Raw genomic sequence first — 20,871 nt, 5'->3', positions numbered from 1 at the left:
AGCCGGATACTCTCCTGCGCCTTGAAGGCTTCCAGCCACAACTGGCTGACCGTAGCGCCTACCTTGGCCCGACGATCCAGCCTTAGTAAGGGATGCTGCTCGGCTAGCTGCTGCTTTTGTCGGCGGGTGAGCGACAGACTGTCACCCCGGGGAAACATTTGGCTGATCCCCACCGACAACTGAGTCATGCCTTCCTGATTGATGTCAAAAGAATCAACAGGGAAACTGCCGGCCATCAGGCTCATTCGGGGATCCGGCAAAGTCGCCGCGGCGGTCGCTTCGTCGGTAAGGGCCTGCTGAGTGTACTGGCTACCGGTGAGCCAGGGATCGGTATCTATGGCGAGGGTTATCGCCTCGTCCAGCGTCAGGGTCTCGGGAAGGGATTGCGCAAAGGCTATGACACTGCCTATACCGAGCGGCAGGATAAAAAGCATGGTGACGAATATTTTCATGGCTGCGCTTCCGGTTGTTGGAGTGGCTGAACCTGTTGAGCCGCGCTCTCGACACTGGCAAACACTTCAGTGCTGCCGTCTTTTTTCATCAGCAGAACCCGGTATGGCATGAACTTGTCACCCACCTCCATACCCGGACTGCCAACGGGCATGGCGGGCACTGTCAGCCCAATCCCGTCGGCTGGCGGATTAGCCAGAAACTGATGAATATAGCGGGCCGGGATATGCCCCTCAAAGGCATAGCCTTGTGACGACACCGCTGTGTGGCAGGAACGCAGGTTGTTTGCGATTCGATAGCGATCCTTGATGGCGCCCAGATTAGCCGGGTGTTCGACACTGGCCTCAAAGCCCTCGGCTTCAAGGTGATCTATCCATTTTTTACAGCAGCCACAGGTAGGGCTTTTGTAGACGGTAAGCGTTTCAACTGCACCAGCGGATGGGTCAGATGTTTTTGGGTTTTTAGGCCCATCATTACAGGCCGCGATCAAGGGCAGCGTCAACAGCCCCAACACCAAGCCCGTTAATTTAAATCGATACATAGTTGCCTCCGAAGACAATTGAATATTTGCCGCTAATGGTGCCCGGCGTCATCGGCGTCGCGCGCGGTCAGGATCTGGTATTGCTGCGGCGACAACTCGGGTAGGCGCTGCAGGAACGCCACCATGTTCCAGATACGCTGATCGTCATGACCCGGCCCCCAGGCCGGCATCCCGGAAGCCTTGATGCCATGTTTAATAATCCAGAATTGTCGCTTAATGGCCTCGTCATCATTATCAGTGTCACCGGCATGCTCATGCCCATGCCTATCACCCGTCAGTGTTAGATTGGGCGGCGCGGGATACAGCCCCAGGGTAAAATCACTTTCGGTCTTGCCCGGTTTGAGATGGCAGCCGGCACACATGTCGTTGTAGTCGGCGCCACCTGCCAGCAGCCGCTCGGACGAATTCAGGTCGGTCGGCACCTCGATGTCGTTTGATGCGCGGGCGATGGATCGCTCGCGCAGGGTTTCCAGCGTCCAATAAGTCAAGTCGTTGTGATGGTCATCGGCTCCCATTGGATAGAGACCCGAATAGAGGAACCCCACACCGGTCACCGCCGCCACGCCTGCCGCAACGGCGAGGCATTTAAAGCAGGACAAAAACTTAAAGGACGTCATGTTATCTCCTCAGGAATGGCTACCCGTTATTTTTTGTGCTGGTGTTTGGCCGGCTTTTTTTCATCGGATTTTTCGTCATGGTTACCGTGATCGGTATGGCCTTTGTCCCCATGAGCTTCATGCGATCCTTCTTCATCCTTGTGCATGGCCTTCATGCATTTTTTCATCATGGCCTGCATGACCGGATCTTTCATGTCCATTTTGGAATGATCCATGTCTTTCATGGCCGTACAGTCCGGCGCCTGCGCCTCCTTCATGTGCTCCTTGGGATCGTGGGCCTGGGCTGACAGGGCAAGCAATAATGCCGGCAGGGCGACGAAATAGCTGAGTGATTGGCGTTTCATAATGTGACTCCTAGGTTGTGTTAAAAACGGTTCCGATATTAACTAATCTCCCCTGTCAGCCAGATGACCCGTAGATTGCAAAAATGTCATCTTGGTATGATCTTACTGTGGGGAATGACCCGCTAGACTGATATAAAACGTGATAAGCGAGGTATTTATGCGACTACTGTTGGTCGAGGATGAAATCAAGACTGGCGACTATTTGCGGCAGGGGTTGAGCGAAGCCGGTTTTCAAGTGTCCCTGGCTCGCAACGGTCTCGATGGCCACCATCTGGCGATGACCGAGTCTTTCGACCTGATTGTGCTGGATGTCATGCTGCCCGACGTGGATGGCTGGCGCATTGTGCAGTCGCTGCGCGAGGCAGGACGCCAGACGCCGGTGTTGTTTCTTACCGCTCGTGACAGCGTGGATGATCGTGTCAAAGGATTGGAGCTGGGCGCTGATGATTATCTGGTAAAGCCCTTCGCCTTTGCCGAGTTGCTGGCACGAGTGCGCACCCTGTTGCGCCGAGGCTCGGCACCGCCCCTGTCGGACCAGCTCAGAATAGCGGATCTCACCCTGGATCTGCCGAGGCACCGGGTCACGCGCGCCGGCCGAAAAATCAATCTCAGCCACAAGGAATTCTGCCTGCTGGAGCTGCTGGTGCGCCGTCAGGGTGAGGTGTTGCCACGTTCGCTGATCGCCTCGCAGGTATGGGACATGAATTTTGATTCCGACACCAATGTGATCGACGTAGCCATCCGTCGCCTGCGCGCTAAAATTGACGATGACTTCGAGCCCAGGCATCTACTCCATTTTTAGAGGTAATTGAACCTCAAACGTGGTTGCCTCCGTTGTGGAGAACGCTCTGATCTTCCCGCCGTGGGCTTCGATAATCGATTTCGTGATGGCCAAGCCCAGCCCGGCACCTTCGCTGCTACGTTGGCGGGATGCGTCGAGCCTGTAGAATCGTTCAAAAATATGATTCAAATGCTCTTCAGGTATAGGTGGCCCTGGGTTCTGTATGCGGATTCTTACGTTACCGGAGTTCACTTGAAGGGTTGTGGTTACGCTCTGCCCCTCTGGCGTATGCCGGACTGCATTGGACAGCAAGTTACTCAAGGCGCGACGGATCATTAGTCGGTCGCCATGGACATGAACTTGCTCTCCGGTATTTTCTAACAGCACCTCCCGCTCTTCTGCCCAGGCGCTGAAATAATCGAACAGGTTTCTCAGCTCTGACTGAAGATCGATATCGACCAGTTCCGGTTTCAGCAGCTGATTATCAGCCTGAGCCAGAAAAAGCATGTCACCGACCATCTTGGCCATGCGATCATATTCTTCGAGGTTTGAATACAGCACTTCCCGGTACTGCTCCACGCTGCGCGCCTGGGTTAGCGCTACCTCAGTATGGGTTCTCAAATTGGTAACGGGTGTGCGCAGTTCGTGCGCGATGTCACCGGAAAAATCCGATAGGCGTCGGAATACATCTTCAAGCCTGCCAATCATTTCATTGAAGGAAATCGTCAGCTCTACCAACTCGGCGGGGACGGATCGCGGTTCAAGGCGAAAATCCATCTGATCAGACCTGATGCGTCTCATCTCTCGGCTGATACGTCGAATAGGAGCGTGTCCCTGGTAAACCGCGAACCAGGTTGCCAGAAGAACTATCAAGCACGCGGCAAGGGTGACAATCCGAAGGTGGTTCCGAAAGCCGTCCAGGTAATGCAGATGAAAGTCGATTCCTGTGGCGACCGCGAGTCTGAACCTGGCTTTGCCTTCAAGCCTGTCTGATTCAATCCACAAGACCGCACCACGAAAGGCTTCTTGATGATCATTCCAGCTCTCAACCGTATCGATAGTGATTTCTTCTACAGGTCGGGCAGTGCGGGCGAACGTGTCCAGATTGAAACCCGGTGTTGAGTAGATCAATGACCCGCTATCGGTACTGATTCGGTATTGGGCGTTACGATGGCCTGTTACCACGCTAGCGAGACGCTGATGCAGTTCATCGGCGGGTATATCGGCCGGTACGGTCGCGAGGAGGTATTGCAACGCCTGAACTACTGAATTGAGCTCATCCACATCCTGCTGGACGAAATGATTATTGATAGAGCGCTCCATCATCCAGCCAAAGGTGAGGAGAACAGCGGTTATCACAGCGCCAATGGAGACGGTGAGTCTAACGACCAGAGATAGCGGGCGTCTTTTCATGGGCTAGCCTGGCTGTGTCACGTCAAGCATATAACCCATGCCGCGTACGGTATGAATCAGCTTTGGTTCAAAATCATCATCGATCTTCGCGCGCAGCCGCCGGATAGCAACATCGATGACATTGGTGTCACTGTCAAAATTCATGTCCCACACCTGGGAAGCGATCAATGAGCGTGGTAACACTTCCCCTTGGCGCCGCACAAGGAGTTCAAGTAGGGTGAACTCCTTGTTGGTCAAGTTGATCCTCACGCCATGTCGCTGTGCGCGACGGCGAGGTATATCCAGCATCAGGTCAGCCACCTGGAGTTGATCCTGAAAAACCGGCGCAGCACCGCGCCGTAACAATGTACGTACTCGTGCCAGCAGCTCCGAAAAAGCAAAAGGCTTGACCAGATAGTCGTCCGCTCCCAATTCCAGACCCTTGACCCGGTCTTCTACACTGTCCCTTGCGGTGAGAAATAACACAGGCGTGGTGGATCTGGCCTCTCTCAATGACTGCATAATTCGCCAGCCATCCACATCAGGCAGCATTACATCAAGGACAATCAAGTCATACGAGCCGGTAAGCGCCAGGTGGTGACCATCGAGCCCGGTCCGGGCGAGATCTACCACAAAGCCGGATTCCATGAGGCCCTGCCGGATATAATCCCCAGTTTTCACTTCATCTTCTACGATGAGAATCTTCATCGTTCCACTCCGCTCTACAGTTCAGGCCAAGGAAGCCAGTCCATTTCATTGTCGTCAATATCAATTTTATAGTCTGAAATCTGCCCACAACATGACCAGAAAATGACAAATATGTAATGTTGGTGGCCGGAAGCTAGGTTATATCGGTGAGAAAAGCGTTGTTCGCATAACATGACTAAAATGTAATGCTTGCGGGAGCAGCCTGGTCATCTTTAACTAATAAGTTTATGGCATCATGATTCATGTAATCTCCTCCTTTAAGAAGCCGCAAAAAACGCGGCGCAAACTGCCTGCTTATTTGAAAAGGTGCTTATCCATGGTTCACGATAATTCTGAGTCTCATTGTCATCACCATACACCCTCCCACACGGGCTCAGGGCTTACAGACCCGGTCTGCGGCATGGGTGTAACGGCAGACTCTGCCCAGCATGTTGAGCATGCGGGTAAAACTTACTACTTCTGCAGCACCAAATGCATGAATAGATTCCAGCATGACCCTGAGAAGTTTCTTTCACCAACCCCGCCACCTCCCTCGGAAGCGGTCAAAGGCACAATTTATACGTGCCCGATGCATCCGGAAATACGTCAGGACAACCCCGGAACCTGCCCTAAATGCGGCATGGCACTTGAACCCCTGATGCCCAGTCTGGAAGATGACAATCCCGAGCTGGACGATTTTTCCAGGCGATTCTGGTGGACATTGCCTTTTACCGTCATTGTCACGGTGCTTGCCATGTTTGGGCCACAGCTTGGCTGGTTCGAGATGGCGACGCAAACGTGGATAGAGCTTGTACTGTCGCTTCCCGTGGTGCTGTGGGCCGGACAGCCGTTCTTCGTACGGGGTTGGCAATCAGTGGTCAACCGCAGTCCCAACATGTGGACGCTCATCGGCTTGGGTACCGGTGCCGCCTTCGTCTACAGCACGCTGGCAACCGTAGCTCCCGGTATATTTCCGGAAACATTCATGTCCATGGGGCGTGTGGCGGTTTATTTCGAAGCCGCAGTGGTGATCATTTCCCTTACGCTGTTTGGTCAGGTGCTGGAGCTTCGCGCGCGTTCCCAGACATCCGCTGCCGTCCGGTCATTGCTCGGTCTGGCGCCCAAGACGGCCCGCCGTATCAATGCAGACGGAACAGAAGAAGATGTACCGCTGACGCATGTGCATGAAGGTGATCGTTTACGCGTACGTCCCGGTGAGAAAGTTCCTGTCGATGGCATTGTTGAAGAGGGTGCAAGTTCTCTCGATGAATCCATGTTGACTGGTGAATCGTTACCCATCAGCAAGCGCCCGGGTGACAAGGTCATAGGGGCAACGATGAACACCTCTGGTGCACTTGTGATCCGGGCGGAGAAAGTCGGCTCGGCCACTGTGTTGTCACAAATTGTCCAGTTGGTGGCTCAGGCCCAACGCTCTCGGGCGCCGATGCAACGGATGGCTGATTTGGTGGCGGGTTACTTTGTCATGGCGGTGGTAGCCATCGCCATCCTCACCTTGGTCGTGTGGGGCATGTTCGGCCCGCAGCCAAGCTGGGTCTATGGCCTGATCAATGCGGTCGCTGTTCTGATCATCGCTTGCCCTTGTGCGCTGGGGCTCGCAACGCCCATGTCAGTCATGGTTGCTACCGGACGAGGCGCAACCCAGGGTGTTCTGTTTCGTGATGCAGCAGCAATAGAAAATCTGCGCAAAGTCGATACGCTCATCGTAGACAAGACCGGCACCTTGACAGAAGGCCGACCCGCATTCGATCAGGCTGTTTCCGCTGGCGAGTTGGACGCCGATGAAATCTTGCGCCTGGCTGCCAGCCTCGATCAAGGCAGCGAGCATCCTTTGGCTGACGCTATTGTCAGCGCTGCGCGCGAACGTAATTTGGTGCTCAGCCCAGTGGACGACTTTGACTCGGGTAGCGGCATAGGCGTACGGGGCAAGGTTGAAGGCAAAACACTGCTGTTGGGCAACACTGCGTTCATGCAGCAGGATAACGTCAATGTTGATGGCCTGGCTGCCACCGCTGAGGGATGGAGGACAAAGGGTGCGAGTGTGATGTACCTGGCGGTTGACGGCACACTGGTCGGCCTACTCGCCGTTTCCGACCCCATCAAACAGAGCACCCCTGAAGCGGTACAGGCGCTCAAGGCCGCGGGAATCAGGGTCATCATGGCTACTGGTGACGGTATTTCAACGGCAAAAGCGGTCGCCGAACAACTAGGCATAGACGAAGTTCATGGCGAAGTGAAACCGGCCGACAAGCTGAATCTGGTTGATAAGCTTCAATCAGAAGGTTGCATCGTTGCGATGGCGGGCGACGGCATCAACGATGCCCCGGCACTGGCCAAGGCGAATGTCGGTATCGCTATGGGAACCGGGACGGACGTAGCGATGAACAGTGCGCAAATCACCTTGGTAAAAGGAGACCTGCGGGGTATCTCGATTGCCCGGGACTTGTCAAACAAGACTGTTCTCAATATGAAGCAGAACCTTGGTTTTGCGTTCATTTATAATGCGTTAGGCGTTCCACTGGCTGCTGGCGTCCTGTACCCGTTTGCCGGGTTGCTTCTATCACCCATGTTTGCAGCCCTAGCGATGAGTCTGAGTTCAGCGTCCGTTGTATTCAACTCGCTGCGGCTTCGTGGTTCGGTTTAAGCTGGATACGTCGAGGGGTAATCCCCCCACGATAGAACAGCCTGTTCTTTACGAGCCTGTAAATAAATCTGTGTAACTGCCCACCCCATTACAGGTGACCGTTCAGGCGGTCACCAAATTCGATAATAAAACGATTCAATGCCGGCCTCCAATCACGGAGCGGCATGGTCCATTTCTTCGAAGCCTGCTGGATCGCCAGAAAAGCCACCTTCAGTGCCGAGTCATCGCTAGGGAATAACTTTCTGCGCTTGGTCGCTTTACGAATCACACTGTTCAGCGACTCGATGGCATTAGTGGTGTAGATCACCTTCCGAATCGCCGGAGGGTATTCGAACAGCGTAATCAGATTGTCCCAGTGGCTGTTCCAGGATCGAGAGATCTGCGGGTATTGGCTGTCCCAGCGTTAGCCAAAGGCATCCAGCGCCTGCCGGGCTTCACGTTCGGTGGCAGACTGGTAGATCTGCTTCAGATCGGCCGTCACGGCCTTGTAGTCCTTCCAGGACACGTAGCGCAGCGAGTTGCGAACCATGTGCACAATACACAGCTGTATCTGGGTCTGCGGATACTCTGCAGCAATCGCATCCGGGAACCCTTTCAGGCCGTCCACACAGGCGATAAGGATGTCCTCCAGACCACGGTTTTTCAGTTCCGTCAGTACCGATAGCCAGAACTTCACGCCTTCCGTTTCAGCCAGCCAAAGGCCAAGAAGCTCCTTCTGGCCTTCCATGTTGATAGCCAGAGCCAGGTACAGGGATTTGTTGATGACGCGTTTATCCTGTCGAATTTTCAGAACAATGCAGTCCAGATAGACGATGGGATAGATCGGATCCAGCGGGCGGTTCTGCCACTCGTGAACCTGCTCGATAACTCGCTCTGTCACCTTAGAGACGAGCGTGGCCGATATATCCGCGTCATACATTTCCTTGAAGGCATCCACGATATCCCGGGTGCTCAGACCCTTGGCGTAAAGTGCGAGGATTTGGTCATCCATCTGGGTCAGACGGGACTGGCCTTTACGGACGAATTGAGGTTCGAAGGAACCGTTCCGGTCTCGCGGAGCCTGTATCGATACTTCGCCGTGCTGCCCTTTCAGGCGCTTGGCTGAATAGCCGTTACGGCTATTGCCAGTGCCACGGCCTTCAGGAGCATTTTCTCGTATCCTAGGTGCTCGTCCAGTTCGGCATTGTGGGCGGTTTCAACAGTCATTTTGATCAACTGTTGAGTAAGAGCTCCGAGATCTTTTTCAGACTTAATGTCTTTGGCCAACTCGGCGGCCATGGCTTTGAGTTTCTCTTGGTTCAATTGCATACCCACGATGGCATCCTTTTAAAAAGGTTACTCAGTCATGGGCAGTTACACAATTTGGTTTACAGGCTCAAATAAGTCTTAATAACAAATAAAGCTAAGATTAACTTTGTGGCCCAACAAGTGTCGTAAACACGCTAGTCGTCACTAATACTGAGACCACCAATAGCGTTTCAATTAAAATTGACAGCCGCAGCGGTTGGGCATTTTTATGCTGCGCCAACTCAGCAACAAGTTTAAGTTTATGCCAAGCTGCTAACAGCAACATACCACTGACAAATATCAGCTTTAACATCAATAACTGACCATAATTGGTAGTGAATAAATTGCTAATAGGCTCTACAAGCTGCAGTAGTAATAGCACACCACAAGCGATTAATATGGATACAAAAAACACCGCTACCTTGCCAAAGTTTTCCATTAATGTCACTAAACTATCAGCTGGCAACGCTTTACAACTTTGATGTAAGGGCCACAGAGAACCAGCCCAAGCTGCCATGGCAAGTATATGCAACATTAACAAGCCTTTAAACACCGTATTGAGCTCTACCGTATGGCCCGTAAAAGTAAAGCTAATTGCTAGCAGAATAAACCCAGTCACTGTGACTATTCTTAGTATGGTTTTAAACCTTGCCAGCTTGTTTATCCCCCACTCACTAAGTAACAACAGCGTAAAACCGACAACAATGAAACTGACTTGGCTACCCACTGCTGATTGCCACATGATACTAAGCATTAAGGGGTCAAACATGCCTGCTAAGCCATTTTCAGCCATAGCACCGGCTTGAATTGGCAATTGTAACAGTGATATTACTAGGCCTAAGCCCGCCCATTTTAAAAACCAACGGCTAAGCCAAACATCAAAAGCCTCCAGCTTAGTATCAGTAGTCCTTAATTGCTTTGATCGTAAAGTTTGCATTAATATGCTGCCGACACAACTGCTGACTGCAGCATAAGTGGCAAACTTTGTTAGTAATAGCATTAACTCCCAATTGCCAACCATCACTAAGTTACCTTCTACTAATGAGAATGTGAATTGTGACTAGATGGCTGTTTTGCTTCCATCTTCATATCGCCATGGAGCATAAAACTATAATCACCGGTCATTTTATGGCCATCTTGGCCCATAACAATCCAACTCACCTGATACTCGCCCTCTTTAAGGGTTGGCAGTGGCCACTCAAATTCTGAGGCGGCTGTAGCTGAAGCCGCAAAACCAAATTTAACCGCTTTTTTCTCTGCATCAATTAAGCTTAATTTCATCATCCGTACTGGGGCACTGAATGTCAGCTTTAACGTTGCAGGGCTTTGCATTAACATCGCCTCATCTGCTGGTACTGTCTCAGTTAAATCAATATGTGCAGACACCGTAGTCGCCATTAATAAAACAGCTATAGTACTCACTATTTTTAATATTTTTAATATATTCATTTTTATCACCTTAATTATTAAAACCAGAACCGCACACCCGCGACCACACTCGTAGTATCAGTCGCTTCATTATTCGCTCGGGCAAAGTCAGCGCTATTGCCATACTTAGCCATCCACTCAACACCGATATAAGGCGCAAACTGGCGTGAGAACTCATAACGTAAACGCATTCCAGCATTTAAAGACGCTAAGCCTTTTCCGATACCATTAATGGCATCGTCTTTACCATAAGCAGTTAATCCCACTGTGCTTTGTAAGATTAAACGTTGCGTGAATAGCAATTCATATTCAGCTTCTGCTGCTATGGCTGTCCGCCCAGAGTTGCCTAAATAGGCAGTTACATCGACCTCAAACCAATACGGCGCTAAGCCTTGGACACCCAATGCCAACCACTGCCGACTTTCCCCTTCCGTGTAGGTATCAAACCGGGCTCCGAGCTGGGCATCCCAAAACGTATAAACCGCACGGCTCCATAGCAAATCGGTTTGGCTTTCCTCTAACTTACCATCGCTTACCTCACCTTCCAGCTTTATTGCTAGTCGATTAAAAGTAGTGCCATACCAGCCTTGTAATTCAAATGCTAAGCTATCCGTAGCGAACTGGTGCTCCAACTCATCTGCTCTAATTGCGTAAAAACGGTGTTCATCAGCCAATATTAACTGGCGACCGCCGCCTATAGCATAAGGCCCGTCGGCTAAGGTATAACCGCCAGAATAAGCATGAGGATCTCGGGCATCTGCAGGCGCTTTTCCGCCCTGCGTTTTCATATCGCCATGGTTCATCTTGCTATGATCCATCTGGCTGTGGTCCATTACCTTATCGCCATGGTTCATCTTGCTATGGTCCATCTGGCTGTGGTCCATCGCCTTATCGTCATGCTTCATCTTGCTATGTTCCATTGCGCTGTGGTCCATCGCCTTATCATCATGGTTCATCTTGCTATGATCCATTTCGCTGTGGTCCATTGCCGTATCACCATGCTTCATCTTGCTATGATCCATTGCGCTGTGGTCCATCGCCTTATCACCATGCTTCATCTTGCTATGATCCATTTCGCTATGGTCCATTTGGCTGTCTGCCATCACCCCAGCATTTACTAGCAATAAACTCGCTGTTAACGCAATCACCGGCGCGCTACTGACTAATTTTGTTATTTTCATGACACCACCACTTCTCTAAACATACCTGCATCCATATGAAATAACAGATGACAATGCCAGGCCCACCGTCCTACATCATGCGGCGTTGTTAAAAAACTAATTCGCTGAGCAGGTTGCACCGGAATAGTATGGCGTCTGACTTGGACTTCACCACTTTCACTTTCTAAATCACTCCACATTCCATGCAAATGCATAGGGTGAGTCATCATGGTGTCATTATGTAAAATCACCCTAACGCACTGATGTAACTTCATATGCACAGGTGTACTTTGGCCAAACTCTAAACCATCAATTGACCAGCTATAGCGTTCCATATTGCCAGTTAGGTGCAATTCAATTTCAGCTTCAGGACGCTGTGGTTCAATAACACCTTCTAGTGAGTGTAAATCGGATAACGTCAGCACCTTTCGGCCATTATTGCGTAAACCAATGCCCGGATCGTCCAAGTTAGTTCTTGGCGTATCTACCCGCATATCAACCGAAGGGCCATATTCAGTACTGGCATGGCGCACTTGCGTGCTGGCTTTAGCATAAGCAGCGGCCGGCCCTGCATGCTGACTTAAATCCATCGGCATAGCTGCGCCATGTTGGCTATGATCCATAGCGCCCTCTGTCATTGAACCGCCATGGGACATATTGCCCATCATGTCGGCCATCGCTAACCACTCTACTGGATCGACTGCCGGTACGGGTGCATTAATATTGTCGGCTACCGCTAGGGTGCCTCGAGCATAACCGGTGCGTTCTATGGTCTGGGCGAAAATGGTATAAGCATCAGATTGCGGTGTGACCAGTACATCATAGGTTTCACCCGGGCCAAATCGGAATTCATCAACGGTTACTGGATGGACATTTTGGCCATCTGACTGTACTACGGTCATTTGCAGTTCCGGGATACGGACATCGAAGAAGGTATTGCTGGCGCCATTAATAAAGCGCAAGCGAACTTTTTCGCCTTTTTTAAACAGGCCTCGCCAATTGGCCAGCGGTGTGCTGCCGTTAAATAAGTAGGTTAGTACAGCGCTTGACACATCTCCCAAGTCTGTCGGGCTCATGCGCATTTCTTGCCACATTTTACGTTTTGATAATGCTGAACTAAGCCCTTTTTCTGACAGGTCTCGGAAAAAATCTCGTACTGTTGGTTGATTATAATTGTAGATATCACCTTGCACTTTTAGTTTACTAAATACTTTCATCGGGTCATCATCGGTCCAGTCTGAAAGCTGTACCACATACTCCCTATCAGCAACGATGATATCTTGCTCTCTAGGCTCGATGATTAGTGCACCGTACATGCCAGTCATTTCTTGGAAGCCACTATGAGAGTGATACCAGTAAGTACCGCTTTGCTGCAGTTTAAACTTATAGACAAAGGTTTCACCGGGCATAATGCCCTTAAAGCTTAAGCCTGGTACCCCATCCATTTGATAAGGTAAAATAATGCCATGCCAGTGAATAGAGCTAGGCACCGATAAGGTATTGGTCACTTTAATCGTCACCTCATCGCCTTCGCGTAAGCGCAGCGTTGGTGCCGGAATAGAGCCATTAATGGTGGTTGCTGTACGTACTACACCGGTAAAATTGACTAAGGACTCAGCAATAGTTAGCTCGATAACTTTGCCGCTTAATTCTGGTGCAGAACCTGTCGCGGCATTGTCTTTAAAAGAGCTACCGGCGCGAACAACATGCGGGAAACTCGCTATAACGCCTCCGACGGCAAGACCTTGTACAAAGCGGCGCCGCGAGATAGAAGCTGGTAATTTGAACTTGTTATCATCCATTTATATAACCCTTGAGCTTATTTATTTCATCTAGCGTAGCTATTTATAGCTGTCTGCAACATGACTCTGACATGACAAAATTGTAATCTTGTTATCATCGAGCTGACAGTCTGTTTATTGCAAGCTATAAGTAACCCTTATTTACAGGAAAGGCTATGCGATTACTGATTGTGGAAGATGAGATCAAAACGGGTGATTATTTAAAACGGGTATACGGATTTAATGGTTGATGGGGCACCTTCACCCCATCAATCTGATACCACCCTCAGATGGTTGATAGATCGACTCCGTAGTTGAGTTCCTCTGCGAAGTCCGGCAGTCCGTAACCGATGGTTTTCTTGTAGAAAGGAGAGACCTTCGCAGTCGGTGCCTTCTTCTTGTGCTTCGTGGTGTAGAGCATTCGTGCCCGCATCACCTCGAAGGAGTAACCGCGCCCTTCACGGTTCTTGTCCTTGGCCAGTCGGTTGATGGACTCCGTGTAAGCGTTGGTGACGGGCATGTCCGTCTCGAAGTAGGTCATGGTCTCTTCGCGCCAGTTTCCCACTGCCCTGACCAGATCGCTCCAGACTTCCTTTTGGCCCTTCGGGATGGTGGCTATCCACTCGTCCAGGGCGGCTTCTGCCTGGAGCCGTGTGGTGGCGTCCCAGATGCCGTAGAAGCGCTCCTTGTGCTCGTAGGCGGCCAGCAGTTGCGGGAACGCGCCTGTCCAGGTCTCCATGATGAGGCGCTCCCGGTCTGAGACTTCGTGAGCGCGTTTCAGCAGGATTTTCCGGTCTCCCTTGAGAGTCCGGCTCTGGGACGGTTTCAGCTCCTTTCTGAGGCCCTTGCGCACTCTCTCTAGGGCATCGTTGGCCATGCGCACCACATGGAACTTATCGACCACGATACGGGCCTGGGGCAGCACAGCCTTGACCGCTGCCCGGTAGGGGTTCCACATGTCCATGCTGACGATCTCGACCTTCTGCCGGTCTTTCAGCTTCATCAGGTAGTTGGTCACCACGTCCTGGCGGCGGGTGGCCAGCAGGTCGAGCAGGGTTCGCTCCTCAATGTTGGTCAGAATGCAGCGGTAGCGCTTGTTCAGGTATAGCTCGTCAATGCCCAGGATGCGGGGCGTCTCGAAGCGGTGCCAGCGCCCCAGGAACTCGGCGCGGGCGTTGAAGATGTCGCGCACCGTCTTCTCGTCCAGGCCGGTCTGTGCCGCCACAAAGGTGTAGGGGTGGTTGAAGGATTCCTTCTCCACGTACTCATGCAGCCGCAGTGTCATACGGAATCCGTCCACCATCTCCGGTAGCTGGGGCCTGAATGTTGTCTTGCAGGCCCGGCAGGTGTATCGGCGGCGGACCACCCAGAGAGTGACCCGCTTGCCGTGGATGGGCAGATCACGATAGGGAACGTCACGCTTGCCGAACCGTACGAACTCACCCTGCACGCCGCATTCCTCGCAGGCGATGGGATCGGGCACGTCCACCTGAAAGTGCATTTCGTCGTCGGTTGATTTGCAGCCCAGTACTTGGTATTGCGGCAGGTGAAGGATGTTGTCGGGACGTTCGGTCATGGTGTTGTATAGGCGTAGGTGTCAGTCAGATCCATCCGGCTCGGCATTGGTGTTTGCTTTTTTACCCAACAAGCTGCTGGAAACGAAAAGTAAGGCACCGAGGACAATTGCAATATCAGCCAGGTTGAAGGCCGGCCAATGCCAGTCTCGCCAATAGAAATCAAAGGAATCCACAACATAGCCGCGAAAGACCCGGTCAATCAGGTTGCCCATGGCGCCACCGAGGATAAGACTGTAAGCGATGGCTTCTCCTTTATGACGATTTTCAAGGATCAGGTTGATCAGAAAAATCGAGACCACTACCGCGATTCCGATAAAAAAGTAGCGCTGCCAGCCTCCACCATTCGCAAAAAGACTGAATGCGGCACCGGTGTTCCATAGGTGCACCCAGTTAAAGAACGGGGTCACCGAAACATACTCGCCATAGGCCATTGATTGCTGCACCAGCCACTTTACAGCCTGATCAGACGCTGCCAGCAGGCCCGATATGGACAATAGGGCATACGGCGAGAGCTTTTTGCCAATAATGAGCATTATTTAACCCTTCAACGCCAAAATGCGTCTGGCACCGTTAAGTACAATGACCCCCGCGATGGTACCGATAATCAGATCCGGATAATTGGACCCGGTCCACGCGACCAGGGCGCCGGCGGTGATGACCCCCAGGTTGATCACCACGTCGTTGGCCGAAAATATCCAGCTAGCCTTCATATGAGCTCCGCCCCCTCGATGTTTGGATACCATCAGCAGACAGGCGGTATTGGCAATCAATGCGACGAATGCGATAGCCATCATCACCAGCGATTCAGGCTCACTACCGAATACAAAGCGTCTCACCACCTCTACGAGTACGCCAACAGCCAAAACCAGTTGGACCACACCAGCAACGTGCGCAACACGGACCTGCCTTTTCACGCTATGCCCAACCGCATAAAGAGCGAGTCCGTACACTGCCGCATCAGCAAAATTGTCCAGGGACTCTGCAATGAGGCCAGTTGACTGAGCCATCAGACCGGCAGTCATTTCCACCACGAACAGAAGTGCATTGATGCCGAGCAACCAGCGCAGGGTCCCGGATTCTTGCTTAGCAGAAGCTGCCGAAAACTCGGCGGCCTTGATGGTCTCCGGATTTGCAGCGACGGTTTCCTGAAGCGAGGCGCCTAGCCCCAAGGTCTTCAGCTTCGCGGTGACGGGCTCGACCTCACCGTCATGCACGACCTTCAACCGGCGGTTCGACAAGTCGAAGGACAGTGCCCGAATCCCCTCAACGCCGTTCAGGGCCAGGCGAATCATGCGCTCTTCTGATGGACAGTCCATCTTCGGCACGGCATAAACACTGACCCATTCCCCCGACGCATCGGAGGAGGCCTGCATATCGGTATCCGCCGCAGGCCTTGCATGGTCGCCACAGGGGCCTCCGCAGTTTTTACTCATGATATGACTCCACTTGAATGTGATCGGGTTTTCATTTAAAACTATATAGTCGCTATAAGGTCAATAGCGTAGAGAATCCGTTGCGGAGGAACCCGATGCGTATTGGTCAGTTGGCACAGTCAGTAGGGGTAGATACACAGACGATCCGCTTCTACGAACGGCAGGGCTTGTTGCCGCCGCCTGGTCGGCAGGAGAACGGTTACCGTGTCTATACCGAGAAACACGTTGAGCGGCTGGCCTTTATTCGTCGCTGCCGCATCCTGGATCTGTCACTGGCAGAAATTCACGAACTAAAGCGCTATCAGGACGACCCTCATCAGTCCTGTACCGCTGTCAATGCCTTGCTCGATGATCACATCTCTCATGTGCGGTCGCAGATAACCGCTCTGCAAGCGCTTGAGAAACAACTCGTTTCACTGAGAGCGAGTTGCAACGATGACCGGGAAGTTGAGGCGTGTGGGGTTCTTGCTGGAATTAGCGAAGGAAACATGCACCAGAAGTAGGTGAAGCATCAACCAGATAATCCGATGAGATGCCGGTCTGTCTCACTCTCATGCAAAGGTAAGATCAACCATTTAATCCGCTTACCCAAAATTAAATGCACATACTTTTAAAACTGATCATTCGGTAACAACGCAGAAAAAGCCCTACGCAACTGTCCTGTTGTACGTTTTTCTGCAGGCCAGTTGCGCTGCTGCTCTAACACCCACACCTGCACTGCACGATAATTATTATAGCGACGACTAACCCCCAGATATCTGGCCAGCCCATACCCAGGCTGAATGTTGAAGCTGCGTATCAGCCACTCGGCCAGATCGTATGCCTTGGGAGGTATCCAGATGCTGCAGTAAGTTTGTTGCTGAATCATAAACACCTCCTAACGGTTACCAACCAGATTCTCAAACGCCGAACCGTCCATGCGGGTCAGGTTCGGGATGAAACGGGAATAGACTTTGAACAACATTTCCGTGGATGAGTGACCCAATACCCGCGCCACCCACTCAGGGTTCTCCCCCGAAGCCAGAAACAAGGTGGCGGCGGTATGGCGGGTTTGATACGGCCGGCGCTTTGCCAGACCCAGGTAACGCAGCAGCGGATACCAGACTCTTTTGGTGACGTTGTTCTGATCCAGTGGCTCTCCGGCGGAGTTACAAAACACATAGGGGCTGATGCGTCCGGTGCTGGCACGCTGCGCCATCAGGGCATCGTAGACCGGCCCAAGCATGGGAATTTCGCGCTGAGAACCATTGTTTTTGGTGTATTCGGTTTGGCCTGCAATCAGTGTTTCACGCACCAGAATCTGCCGGCGCTCAAAATCGATGTACTGCCACTTCAATCCATCTATCTCACCTGTACGCATGCCGGTAAAAAAACGCACGGTGTAGTAGTGACGATAATCAGCACGCACGTTTTCGAGGATCTTGTTCACTTCGACGAGTGAGAAAGGTTCGATGTGGACCCTCTTCATCTTTAAAGGACGGATGTTCCGGTAAGGATTTTCAAAGCCGTAACGGTCGCATGCTTCATCCATGATCATTCTCAACACGCCCATACGGTTGTTGAGTGTTTTAGCTGACAGAGTGGCATTGCCGCAACGCCCCGGAATCGCCGCCTGCTGCAAGCGAAAGTTGAGCAGATCCTCTTTGGTGATCTGATTCAGCGGTTGATCACCAAAGGCCGGGAGTAAGGCACTATCGAGCAGTGAGCGTACGTTACGCAAATGCGATGCCCGCCACTCAATGGATTTCTCTGTGAACCATTGTTGGCAGAACTCGGCGAAGGTTGGTGTGGCCGTTTTCACTGAAGATCTAATGCCAGATTGCGGCAGCGCTGCCGCTTGAGTTTGAAGCCCGCCAGCTGCAGCCTGAATTTCCGCAATTTTGGCGGCATTCTTACTACTTGGAAAAAATTCCGAGTAGTTGAAGTCATTCAGAACAATCTTGGCCTCAATGCGTTGCAGCAGTTGCTCCACTTGCTTGCGGTTCTTTGCGTTGTCTTCCAGTAAAGTTTGCTCACGGCAGCGAACTCCCTTGTAGAAGAAATCAATATAAAGCCGACCTGTTTCTTTGCGTACCCGTACGTTACCCATGAACAACCCCTCCATTAGCCATCGGGATTGCGATTGGGCTTGGCCCGGTACGCAGCATTTCCTCTTCCACCACCTCCCAGATGTACAGAATTTTGCGACCGCCAAACGGCCGGATGTAATGCCTCCCTTCAAGGAAAACATTGTCTTTTAGCGAGTTACGGATGGTGCGCGCGTCGTATTTGATGCGGTCGGCAAGCTCTTGAGTAGTCAGGTAAGTGTTTTGCATTTTGCGTTCCTTATTTGGCACTTATGTAGCGTATAAGAAACATTAGAATCATATATGAGTCGTGTCAAGCGTATTTTGTAGCATATAAGCCACATCCGGATCTTTTATGACGGAAGCGATGCATTTGGGGTTTAGTTGGAAAGCGGATACCATGCTGATCTCATGCTCTCGATAGGCACAATCATGATCAGATTTCGATTAAAGGAACTCATTGCTGAGAAAGAGTTTCAGGAAGGGCGCAGGGTGACTATGGAAGAGGTTTCGCGTGAAACAGGCATACACCGCACCACCTTGTCGCGTGTATCCAATCAGAAAGGCTATATCAGCAGTACTGATGTAATTGACAAGCTGTGCGCCTACTTCAATGTCACAACTAATGAAGTTGCTGAGTACATACCCGATCCGGCCACAGAAACTCAGCAAGATTGATACAAATCTCAATACTGAAAAATGATAAGACGCTTGGATTCTGAAAGGATCAAGCCCAACTCAAAAGTCCGAACCATTAACTCCAGCCTGTAACATTGGGTTCAGGCTGTCGGATACATGCTCATGTATCTGACATTTCAAATCTGATCTTGGCCAGAAGCCGCTTTGAGATCTCCAGCAGCCATAAACACCTATTGCGTCACAGCAGCCTTAAGGTCAGCGCAAAATCTTCATATTCCCAGCGATTGAAAAAAACGTCACAGATTCGTCACAGAAACGTCACAGGCCACTTTTCTGCCGCTTTTGACCGGCCGATTTCAAGGGCTTGTGGGTGGTGTTCAGAAGGGTAAAAACAGATGCAGTTGAGCAACTCAGGACGGCCAACTGGAAGACAAAATCTGGCTGTGCCCATAGTAGCCTTAAGGTCAGACGATTTTTTCAGGGAAACGAAAGAGGCGGCGGCCCAACAGCAGGGCCTGAAGGAAGAAACCCAGCATTCATGCGGATTTCAGGCATAAAAAAACCCAACACATGGTTGGGTTCTTTTAAATGGTTGCGGGAGCAGGATTCGAACCTACGACCTTCGGGTTATGAGCCCGACGAGCTACCAGACTGCTCCATCCCGCGACAAATTGCTCTGCTAAGAGAGACTTAAACACTACTGCTCTGACCACAAAAAACGTTGGTTGCGGGAGCCGGATTTGAACCGACGACCTTCGGGTTATGAGCCCGACGAGCTACCAGGCTGCTCCATCCCGCGTCAGAGGCTGCGAATATTACGCAGGGTACCCTGCTCTGTCAACTCTAATTTATTGTTTTACGGTAGGTTTTCCGCTATACGCCGCTGCCGGCCAGAAATCCGGTTGCCCTGACTGGCACATCATGCCGACTGGTGGTAGGTTAGTCGGGTTAAAAATAACAACAAAAAACAGACGCCTATGAGTACGAATTCTGCCAGTACGTTGACCACGGCTGCCGTTCAGCCATTACTGCGCTTGCTGGAGAGCAAAGGGCTTTCCATCGATGAGCTGGTGCCGCCCGGATTTAACGCCCGTCACGGTCAGTTCTGCAGCCAGCGCATGAGCATTGCTCAGTTCGACCGGCTGCTGGAACAAGCCAGCAAATTGCTGGGGGAACCGGCTATTGGTCTGGCATCCGGCCAGCAGATGGAGCTGTCGAATTTTTACCTGCTCACCTTTCTGTTAAGCGGCTGCCACACCGGGCGCGAAGCCCTAACCCTGCTGCGCCGCTATTACTCGTTAATCAGTGATACGCGCTCACCCGATCTGTTTGTCGGCCAGCAAAGCATCAAGCTGGTGTATTACGTGGCGGAAGGCACAGCCTTTGGCTGTCAGGCGCGCAGCGAACTGATCGCCAGCAGCATTCATGCCGCCGGTAAGGCTTTTGGTGACAACCTGTACCAGATTCAGGGAGCGGGTTTCCGCTTCCCGGCTCCGCCCTACCGCGAACGGCTGGAGCAGTTTTTCGGTGTACCGCTGCAATTTAGCCAGCCGCACAACTGGGTCAGTTTTTCCAGCCGTATGCTGGATAAACCGCTGATGCACACCAACCCCGATCTGTTCGGCCGCCTGCGCCGGCAGGCCGAGCGGGCCGTCAGCCGCTTTGGCTCAATGCAGGAATTCAGCAGCAAGGTCATGCACATTCTGTATCAGTGGCCGGATTCGATCCCTATTACCAAAGAAGCGGTGGCAGAGTTGCTGAGCACCAGCAGCCGCACTCTTACCCGCAGACTGCAGGAAGAAAACTGTCAGTTCTCATCTTTATTGCGCGATGTACGGCTGGAAAAAGCCAAGCAGGCACTGGAAGCCGGGCATTCGGATGTGCAGCAACTGGCCATCGAGCTGGGCTTTTCTGATCGGCGGGGGTTTGAGCGGGCATTTAAACAATGGACAGGCCATACACCGGCGGCGTATCGCCGTACCTGCCGGAATGATGCAGGAGAGATGGCCGGAGCGCATTAACAGGG

General features: G+C 51.8%; 20 protein-coding genes, 2 tRNA genes and 1 pseudogene. 5 read left to right on the top strand and 18 right to left on the bottom strand.

Annotation, left to right across the window (positions count from 1 at the left end):
- Positions 1-448 precede the first annotated feature (448 nt).
- From GJQ55_RS04465 to GJQ55_RS04455, 3 genes are read right to left on the bottom strand one after another with little or no spacing between them, the layout of a single operon-like run.
- Positions 449-991 (bottom strand): DUF411 domain-containing protein, encoded by a 543-nt coding sequence (locus GJQ55_RS04465; protein WP_228346308.1) that lies wholly within the window; start codon positions 989-991, stop codon positions 449-451.
- Between the two features lie 32 nt (positions 992-1,023).
- A complete protein-coding gene (locus GJQ55_RS04460) occupies positions 1,024-1,608 on the bottom strand; it encodes a c-type cytochrome (RefSeq protein WP_228346307.1) in 585 nt (194 codons plus the stop codon).
- Between the two features lie 26 nt (positions 1,609-1,634).
- Complete coding sequence (locus tag GJQ55_RS04455; protein ID WP_228346306.1) at positions 1,635-1,952, bottom strand: hypothetical protein; 318 nt, start codon at positions 1,950-1,952, stop codon at positions 1,635-1,637.
- Positions 1,953-2,109: 157 nt separating this feature from the next.
- Between GJQ55_RS04455 and GJQ55_RS04450 the strand changes: the two genes are divergently transcribed.
- Positions 2,110-2,754 carry a heavy metal response regulator transcription factor gene (locus tag GJQ55_RS04450; RefSeq protein WP_228346305.1) on the top strand — a complete coding sequence of 215 codons (645 nt, stop codon included), beginning with the start codon at positions 2,110-2,112 and terminating at the stop codon, positions 2,752-2,754.
- Here GJQ55_RS04450 and GJQ55_RS04445 read toward each other — a convergent pair.
- Both GJQ55_RS04445 and GJQ55_RS04440 read right to left on the bottom strand, forming a co-directional pair.
- Positions 2,740-4,146 (bottom strand): Imm58 family immunity protein, encoded by a 1,407-nt coding sequence (locus GJQ55_RS04445; protein WP_228346304.1) that lies wholly within the window; start codon positions 4,144-4,146, stop codon positions 2,740-2,742. The two genes, GJQ55_RS04450 and GJQ55_RS04445, sit on opposite strands and share 15 nt — an antisense overlap.
- Before the next feature lie 3 nt (positions 4,147-4,149).
- A complete protein-coding gene (locus tag GJQ55_RS04440; protein ID WP_228346303.1) occupies positions 4,150-4,833 on the bottom strand; it encodes a heavy metal response regulator transcription factor in 684 nt (227 codons plus the stop codon).
- Between the two features lie 316 nt (positions 4,834-5,149).
- On the opposite strand from GJQ55_RS04440, the gene GJQ55_RS04435 reads away from it, so the two are divergent.
- A complete protein-coding gene (locus GJQ55_RS04435; protein ID WP_228346302.1) occupies positions 5,150-7,474 on the top strand; it encodes a heavy metal translocating P-type ATPase in 2,325 nt (774 codons plus the stop codon).
- Between the two features lie 88 nt (positions 7,475-7,562).
- Here the strand turns inward: GJQ55_RS04435 and GJQ55_RS04430 are convergent.
- The 8 genes and pseudogenes from GJQ55_RS04430 to GJQ55_RS04390 form a co-directional block, all read right to left on the bottom strand.
- Positions 7,563-8,776: pseudogene (locus tag GJQ55_RS04430) on the bottom strand (IS256 family transposase).
- A gap of 106 nt (positions 8,777-8,882) precedes the next feature.
- Entirely contained in the window at positions 8,883-9,782 is a 900-nt protein-coding gene (locus tag GJQ55_RS04425; RefSeq protein WP_228346751.1) for a copper resistance D family protein, read from the bottom strand.
- A gap of 17 nt (positions 9,783-9,799) precedes the next feature.
- Positions 9,800-10,210 carry a copper resistance CopC family protein gene (locus GJQ55_RS04420; RefSeq protein WP_228346301.1) on the bottom strand — a complete coding sequence of 137 codons (411 nt, stop codon included), beginning with the start codon at positions 10,208-10,210 and terminating at the stop codon, positions 9,800-9,802.
- 17 nt (positions 10,211-10,227) lie between these two features.
- Positions 10,228-11,370, bottom strand: coding sequence for a copper resistance protein B (locus GJQ55_RS04415; RefSeq protein ID WP_275944432.1), 1,143 nt, complete (start codon positions 11,368-11,370; stop codon positions 10,228-10,230).
- A complete protein-coding gene (locus GJQ55_RS04405; RefSeq protein ID WP_228346300.1) occupies positions 11,367-13,151 on the bottom strand; it encodes a copper resistance system multicopper oxidase in 1,785 nt (594 codons plus the stop codon). Before GJQ55_RS04405 ends, GJQ55_RS04415 begins: the two co-directional genes overlap by 4 nt.
- A gap of 265 nt (positions 13,152-13,416) precedes the next feature.
- A complete protein-coding gene (locus tag GJQ55_RS04400; RefSeq protein ID WP_228346299.1) occupies positions 13,417-14,706 on the bottom strand; it encodes an ISL3-like element ISPpu12 family transposase in 1,290 nt (429 codons plus the stop codon).
- Between the two features lie 21 nt (positions 14,707-14,727).
- Entirely contained in the window at positions 14,728-15,240 is a 513-nt protein-coding gene (lspA, locus tag GJQ55_RS04395; protein WP_089140475.1) for a signal peptidase II, read from the bottom strand.
- Between the two features lie 3 nt (positions 15,241-15,243).
- On the bottom strand, positions 15,244-16,140 hold the full coding sequence (locus GJQ55_RS04390; protein ID WP_228346298.1) for a cation efflux transmembrane domain-containing protein: 897 nt from the start codon (positions 16,138-16,140) through the stop codon (positions 15,244-15,246).
- A 95-nt stretch (positions 16,141-16,235) separates the two neighbouring features.
- Between GJQ55_RS04390 and cadR the strand changes: the two genes are divergently transcribed.
- Positions 16,236-16,643 (top strand): Cd(II)/Pb(II)-responsive transcriptional regulator, encoded by a 408-nt coding sequence (gene cadR, locus GJQ55_RS04385; RefSeq protein WP_228346297.1) that lies wholly within the window; start codon positions 16,236-16,238, stop codon positions 16,641-16,643.
- Positions 16,644-16,750: 107 nt separating this feature from the next.
- Here cadR and GJQ55_RS04380 read toward each other — a convergent pair whose 3' ends face one another.
- The 3 genes from GJQ55_RS04380 to GJQ55_RS04370 are packed head-to-tail and all read right to left on the bottom strand — an operon-like array spanning position 16,751 to position 18,455.
- Positions 16,751-17,008: a hypothetical protein gene (locus GJQ55_RS04380; protein WP_228346296.1), complete on the bottom strand. Its 258-nt coding sequence runs from the start codon at positions 17,006-17,008 to the stop codon at positions 16,751-16,753.
- 9 nt (positions 17,009-17,017) lie between these two features.
- Complete coding sequence (locus GJQ55_RS04375) at positions 17,018-18,229, bottom strand: Arm DNA-binding domain-containing protein (RefSeq protein ID WP_228346295.1); 1,212 nt, start codon at positions 18,227-18,229, stop codon at positions 17,018-17,020.
- The gene (locus GJQ55_RS04370) at positions 18,222-18,455 is read right to left on the bottom strand and encodes a hypothetical protein (protein WP_228346294.1); all 234 of its coding nucleotides are present in this window, start codon (positions 18,453-18,455) and stop codon (positions 18,222-18,224) included. Before GJQ55_RS04370 ends, GJQ55_RS04375 begins: the two co-directional genes overlap by 8 nt.
- Positions 18,456-18,638: 183 nt before the next feature.
- Between GJQ55_RS04370 and GJQ55_RS04365 the strand changes: the two genes are divergently transcribed.
- Positions 18,639-18,884, top strand: coding sequence for a helix-turn-helix domain-containing protein (locus GJQ55_RS04365; RefSeq protein WP_228346293.1), 246 nt, complete (start codon positions 18,639-18,641; stop codon positions 18,882-18,884).
- Positions 18,885-19,434: 550 nt separating this feature from the next.
- Here the strand turns inward: GJQ55_RS04365 and GJQ55_RS04360 are convergent.
- Together GJQ55_RS04360 and GJQ55_RS04355 are read right to left on the bottom strand one after the other, a co-directional pair.
- Positions 19,435-19,511 (bottom strand) — tRNA-Met (locus tag GJQ55_RS04360).
- Between the two features lie 56 nt (positions 19,512-19,567).
- A tRNA-Met gene (locus tag GJQ55_RS04355) sits at positions 19,568-19,644 on the bottom strand.
- Positions 19,645-19,822: 178 nt separating this feature from the next.
- Between GJQ55_RS04355 and GJQ55_RS04350 the strand changes: the two genes are divergently transcribed.
- Complete coding sequence (locus GJQ55_RS04350) at positions 19,823-20,866, top strand: AraC family transcriptional regulator (protein ID WP_228346292.1); 1,044 nt, start codon at positions 19,823-19,825, stop codon at positions 20,864-20,866.
- Positions 20,867-20,871: the final 5 nt, after the last annotated feature.

This window comes from Venatoribacter cucullus (genome assembly GCF_016132445.1).
GTDB classification, from domain to species: Bacteria; Pseudomonadota; Gammaproteobacteria; order Pseudomonadales; family Oceanobacteraceae; genus Venatoribacter; species Venatoribacter cucullus.
Note: the sequence above shows the minus strand (reverse complement) of the source record. Positions and strands in the feature narration are given on the sequence as shown.

What these genes read in the sequence shown, in the direction of transcription:
- GJQ55_RS04465 (WP_228346308.1), bottom strand. Translation starts at nt 991, where the DNA reads ATGTATCGATTTAAATTAACGGGCTTGGTGTTGGGGCTGTTGACGCTG.
- GJQ55_RS04460 (WP_228346307.1), bottom strand. Translation starts at nt 1,608, where the DNA reads ATGACGTCCTTTAAGTTTTTGTCCTGCTTTAAATGCCTCGCCGTTGCG.
- GJQ55_RS04455 (WP_228346306.1), bottom strand. Translation starts at nt 1,952, where the DNA reads ATGAAACGCCAATCACTCAGCTATTTCGTCGCCCTGCCGGCATTATTG.
- GJQ55_RS04450 (WP_228346305.1), top strand. Translation starts at nt 2,110, where the DNA reads ATGCGACTACTGTTGGTCGAGGATGAAATCAAGACTGGCGACTATTTG.
- GJQ55_RS04445 (WP_228346304.1), bottom strand. Translation starts at nt 4,146, where the DNA reads ATGAAAAGACGCCCGCTATCTCTGGTCGTTAGACTCACCGTCTCCATT.
- GJQ55_RS04440 (WP_228346303.1), bottom strand. Translation starts at nt 4,833, where the DNA reads ATGAAGATTCTCATCGTAGAAGATGAAGTGAAAACTGGGGATTATATC.
- GJQ55_RS04435 (WP_228346302.1), top strand. Translation starts at nt 5,150, where the DNA reads ATGGTTCACGATAATTCTGAGTCTCATTGTCATCACCATACACCCTCC.
- GJQ55_RS04425 (WP_228346751.1), bottom strand. Translation starts at nt 9,782, where the DNA reads ATGGTTGGCAATTGGGAGTTAATGCTATTACTAACAAAGTTTGCCACT.
- GJQ55_RS04420 (WP_228346301.1), bottom strand. Translation starts at nt 10,210, where the DNA reads ATGAATATATTAAAAATATTAAAAATAGTGAGTACTATAGCTGTTTTA.
- GJQ55_RS04415 (WP_275944432.1), bottom strand. Translation starts at nt 11,370, where the DNA reads ATGAAAATAACAAAATTAGTCAGTAGCGCGCCGGTGATTGCGTTAACA.
- GJQ55_RS04405 (WP_228346300.1), bottom strand. Translation starts at nt 13,151, where the DNA reads ATGGATGATAACAAGTTCAAATTACCAGCTTCTATCTCGCGGCGCCGC.
- GJQ55_RS04400 (WP_228346299.1), bottom strand. Translation starts at nt 14,706, where the DNA reads ATGACCGAACGTCCCGACAACATCCTTCACCTGCCGCAATACCAAGTA.
- lspA (WP_089140475.1), bottom strand. Translation starts at nt 15,240, where the DNA reads ATGCTCATTATTGGCAAAAAGCTCTCGCCGTATGCCCTATTGTCCATA.
- GJQ55_RS04390 (WP_228346298.1), bottom strand. Translation starts at nt 16,140, where the DNA reads ATGAGTAAAAACTGCGGAGGCCCCTGTGGCGACCATGCAAGGCCTGCG.
- cadR (WP_228346297.1), top strand. Translation starts at nt 16,236, where the DNA reads ATGCGTATTGGTCAGTTGGCACAGTCAGTAGGGGTAGATACACAGACG.
- GJQ55_RS04380 (WP_228346296.1), bottom strand. Translation starts at nt 17,008, where the DNA reads ATGATTCAGCAACAAACTTACTGCAGCATCTGGATACCTCCCAAGGCA.
- GJQ55_RS04375 (WP_228346295.1), bottom strand. Translation starts at nt 18,229, where the DNA reads ATGGGTAACGTACGGGTACGCAAAGAAACAGGTCGGCTTTATATTGAT.
- GJQ55_RS04370 (WP_228346294.1), bottom strand. Translation starts at nt 18,455, where the DNA reads ATGCAAAACACTTACCTGACTACTCAAGAGCTTGCCGACCGCATCAAA.
- GJQ55_RS04365 (WP_228346293.1), top strand. Translation starts at nt 18,639, where the DNA reads ATGATCAGATTTCGATTAAAGGAACTCATTGCTGAGAAAGAGTTTCAG.
- GJQ55_RS04350 (WP_228346292.1), top strand. Translation starts at nt 19,823, where the DNA reads ATGAGTACGAATTCTGCCAGTACGTTGACCACGGCTGCCGTTCAGCCA.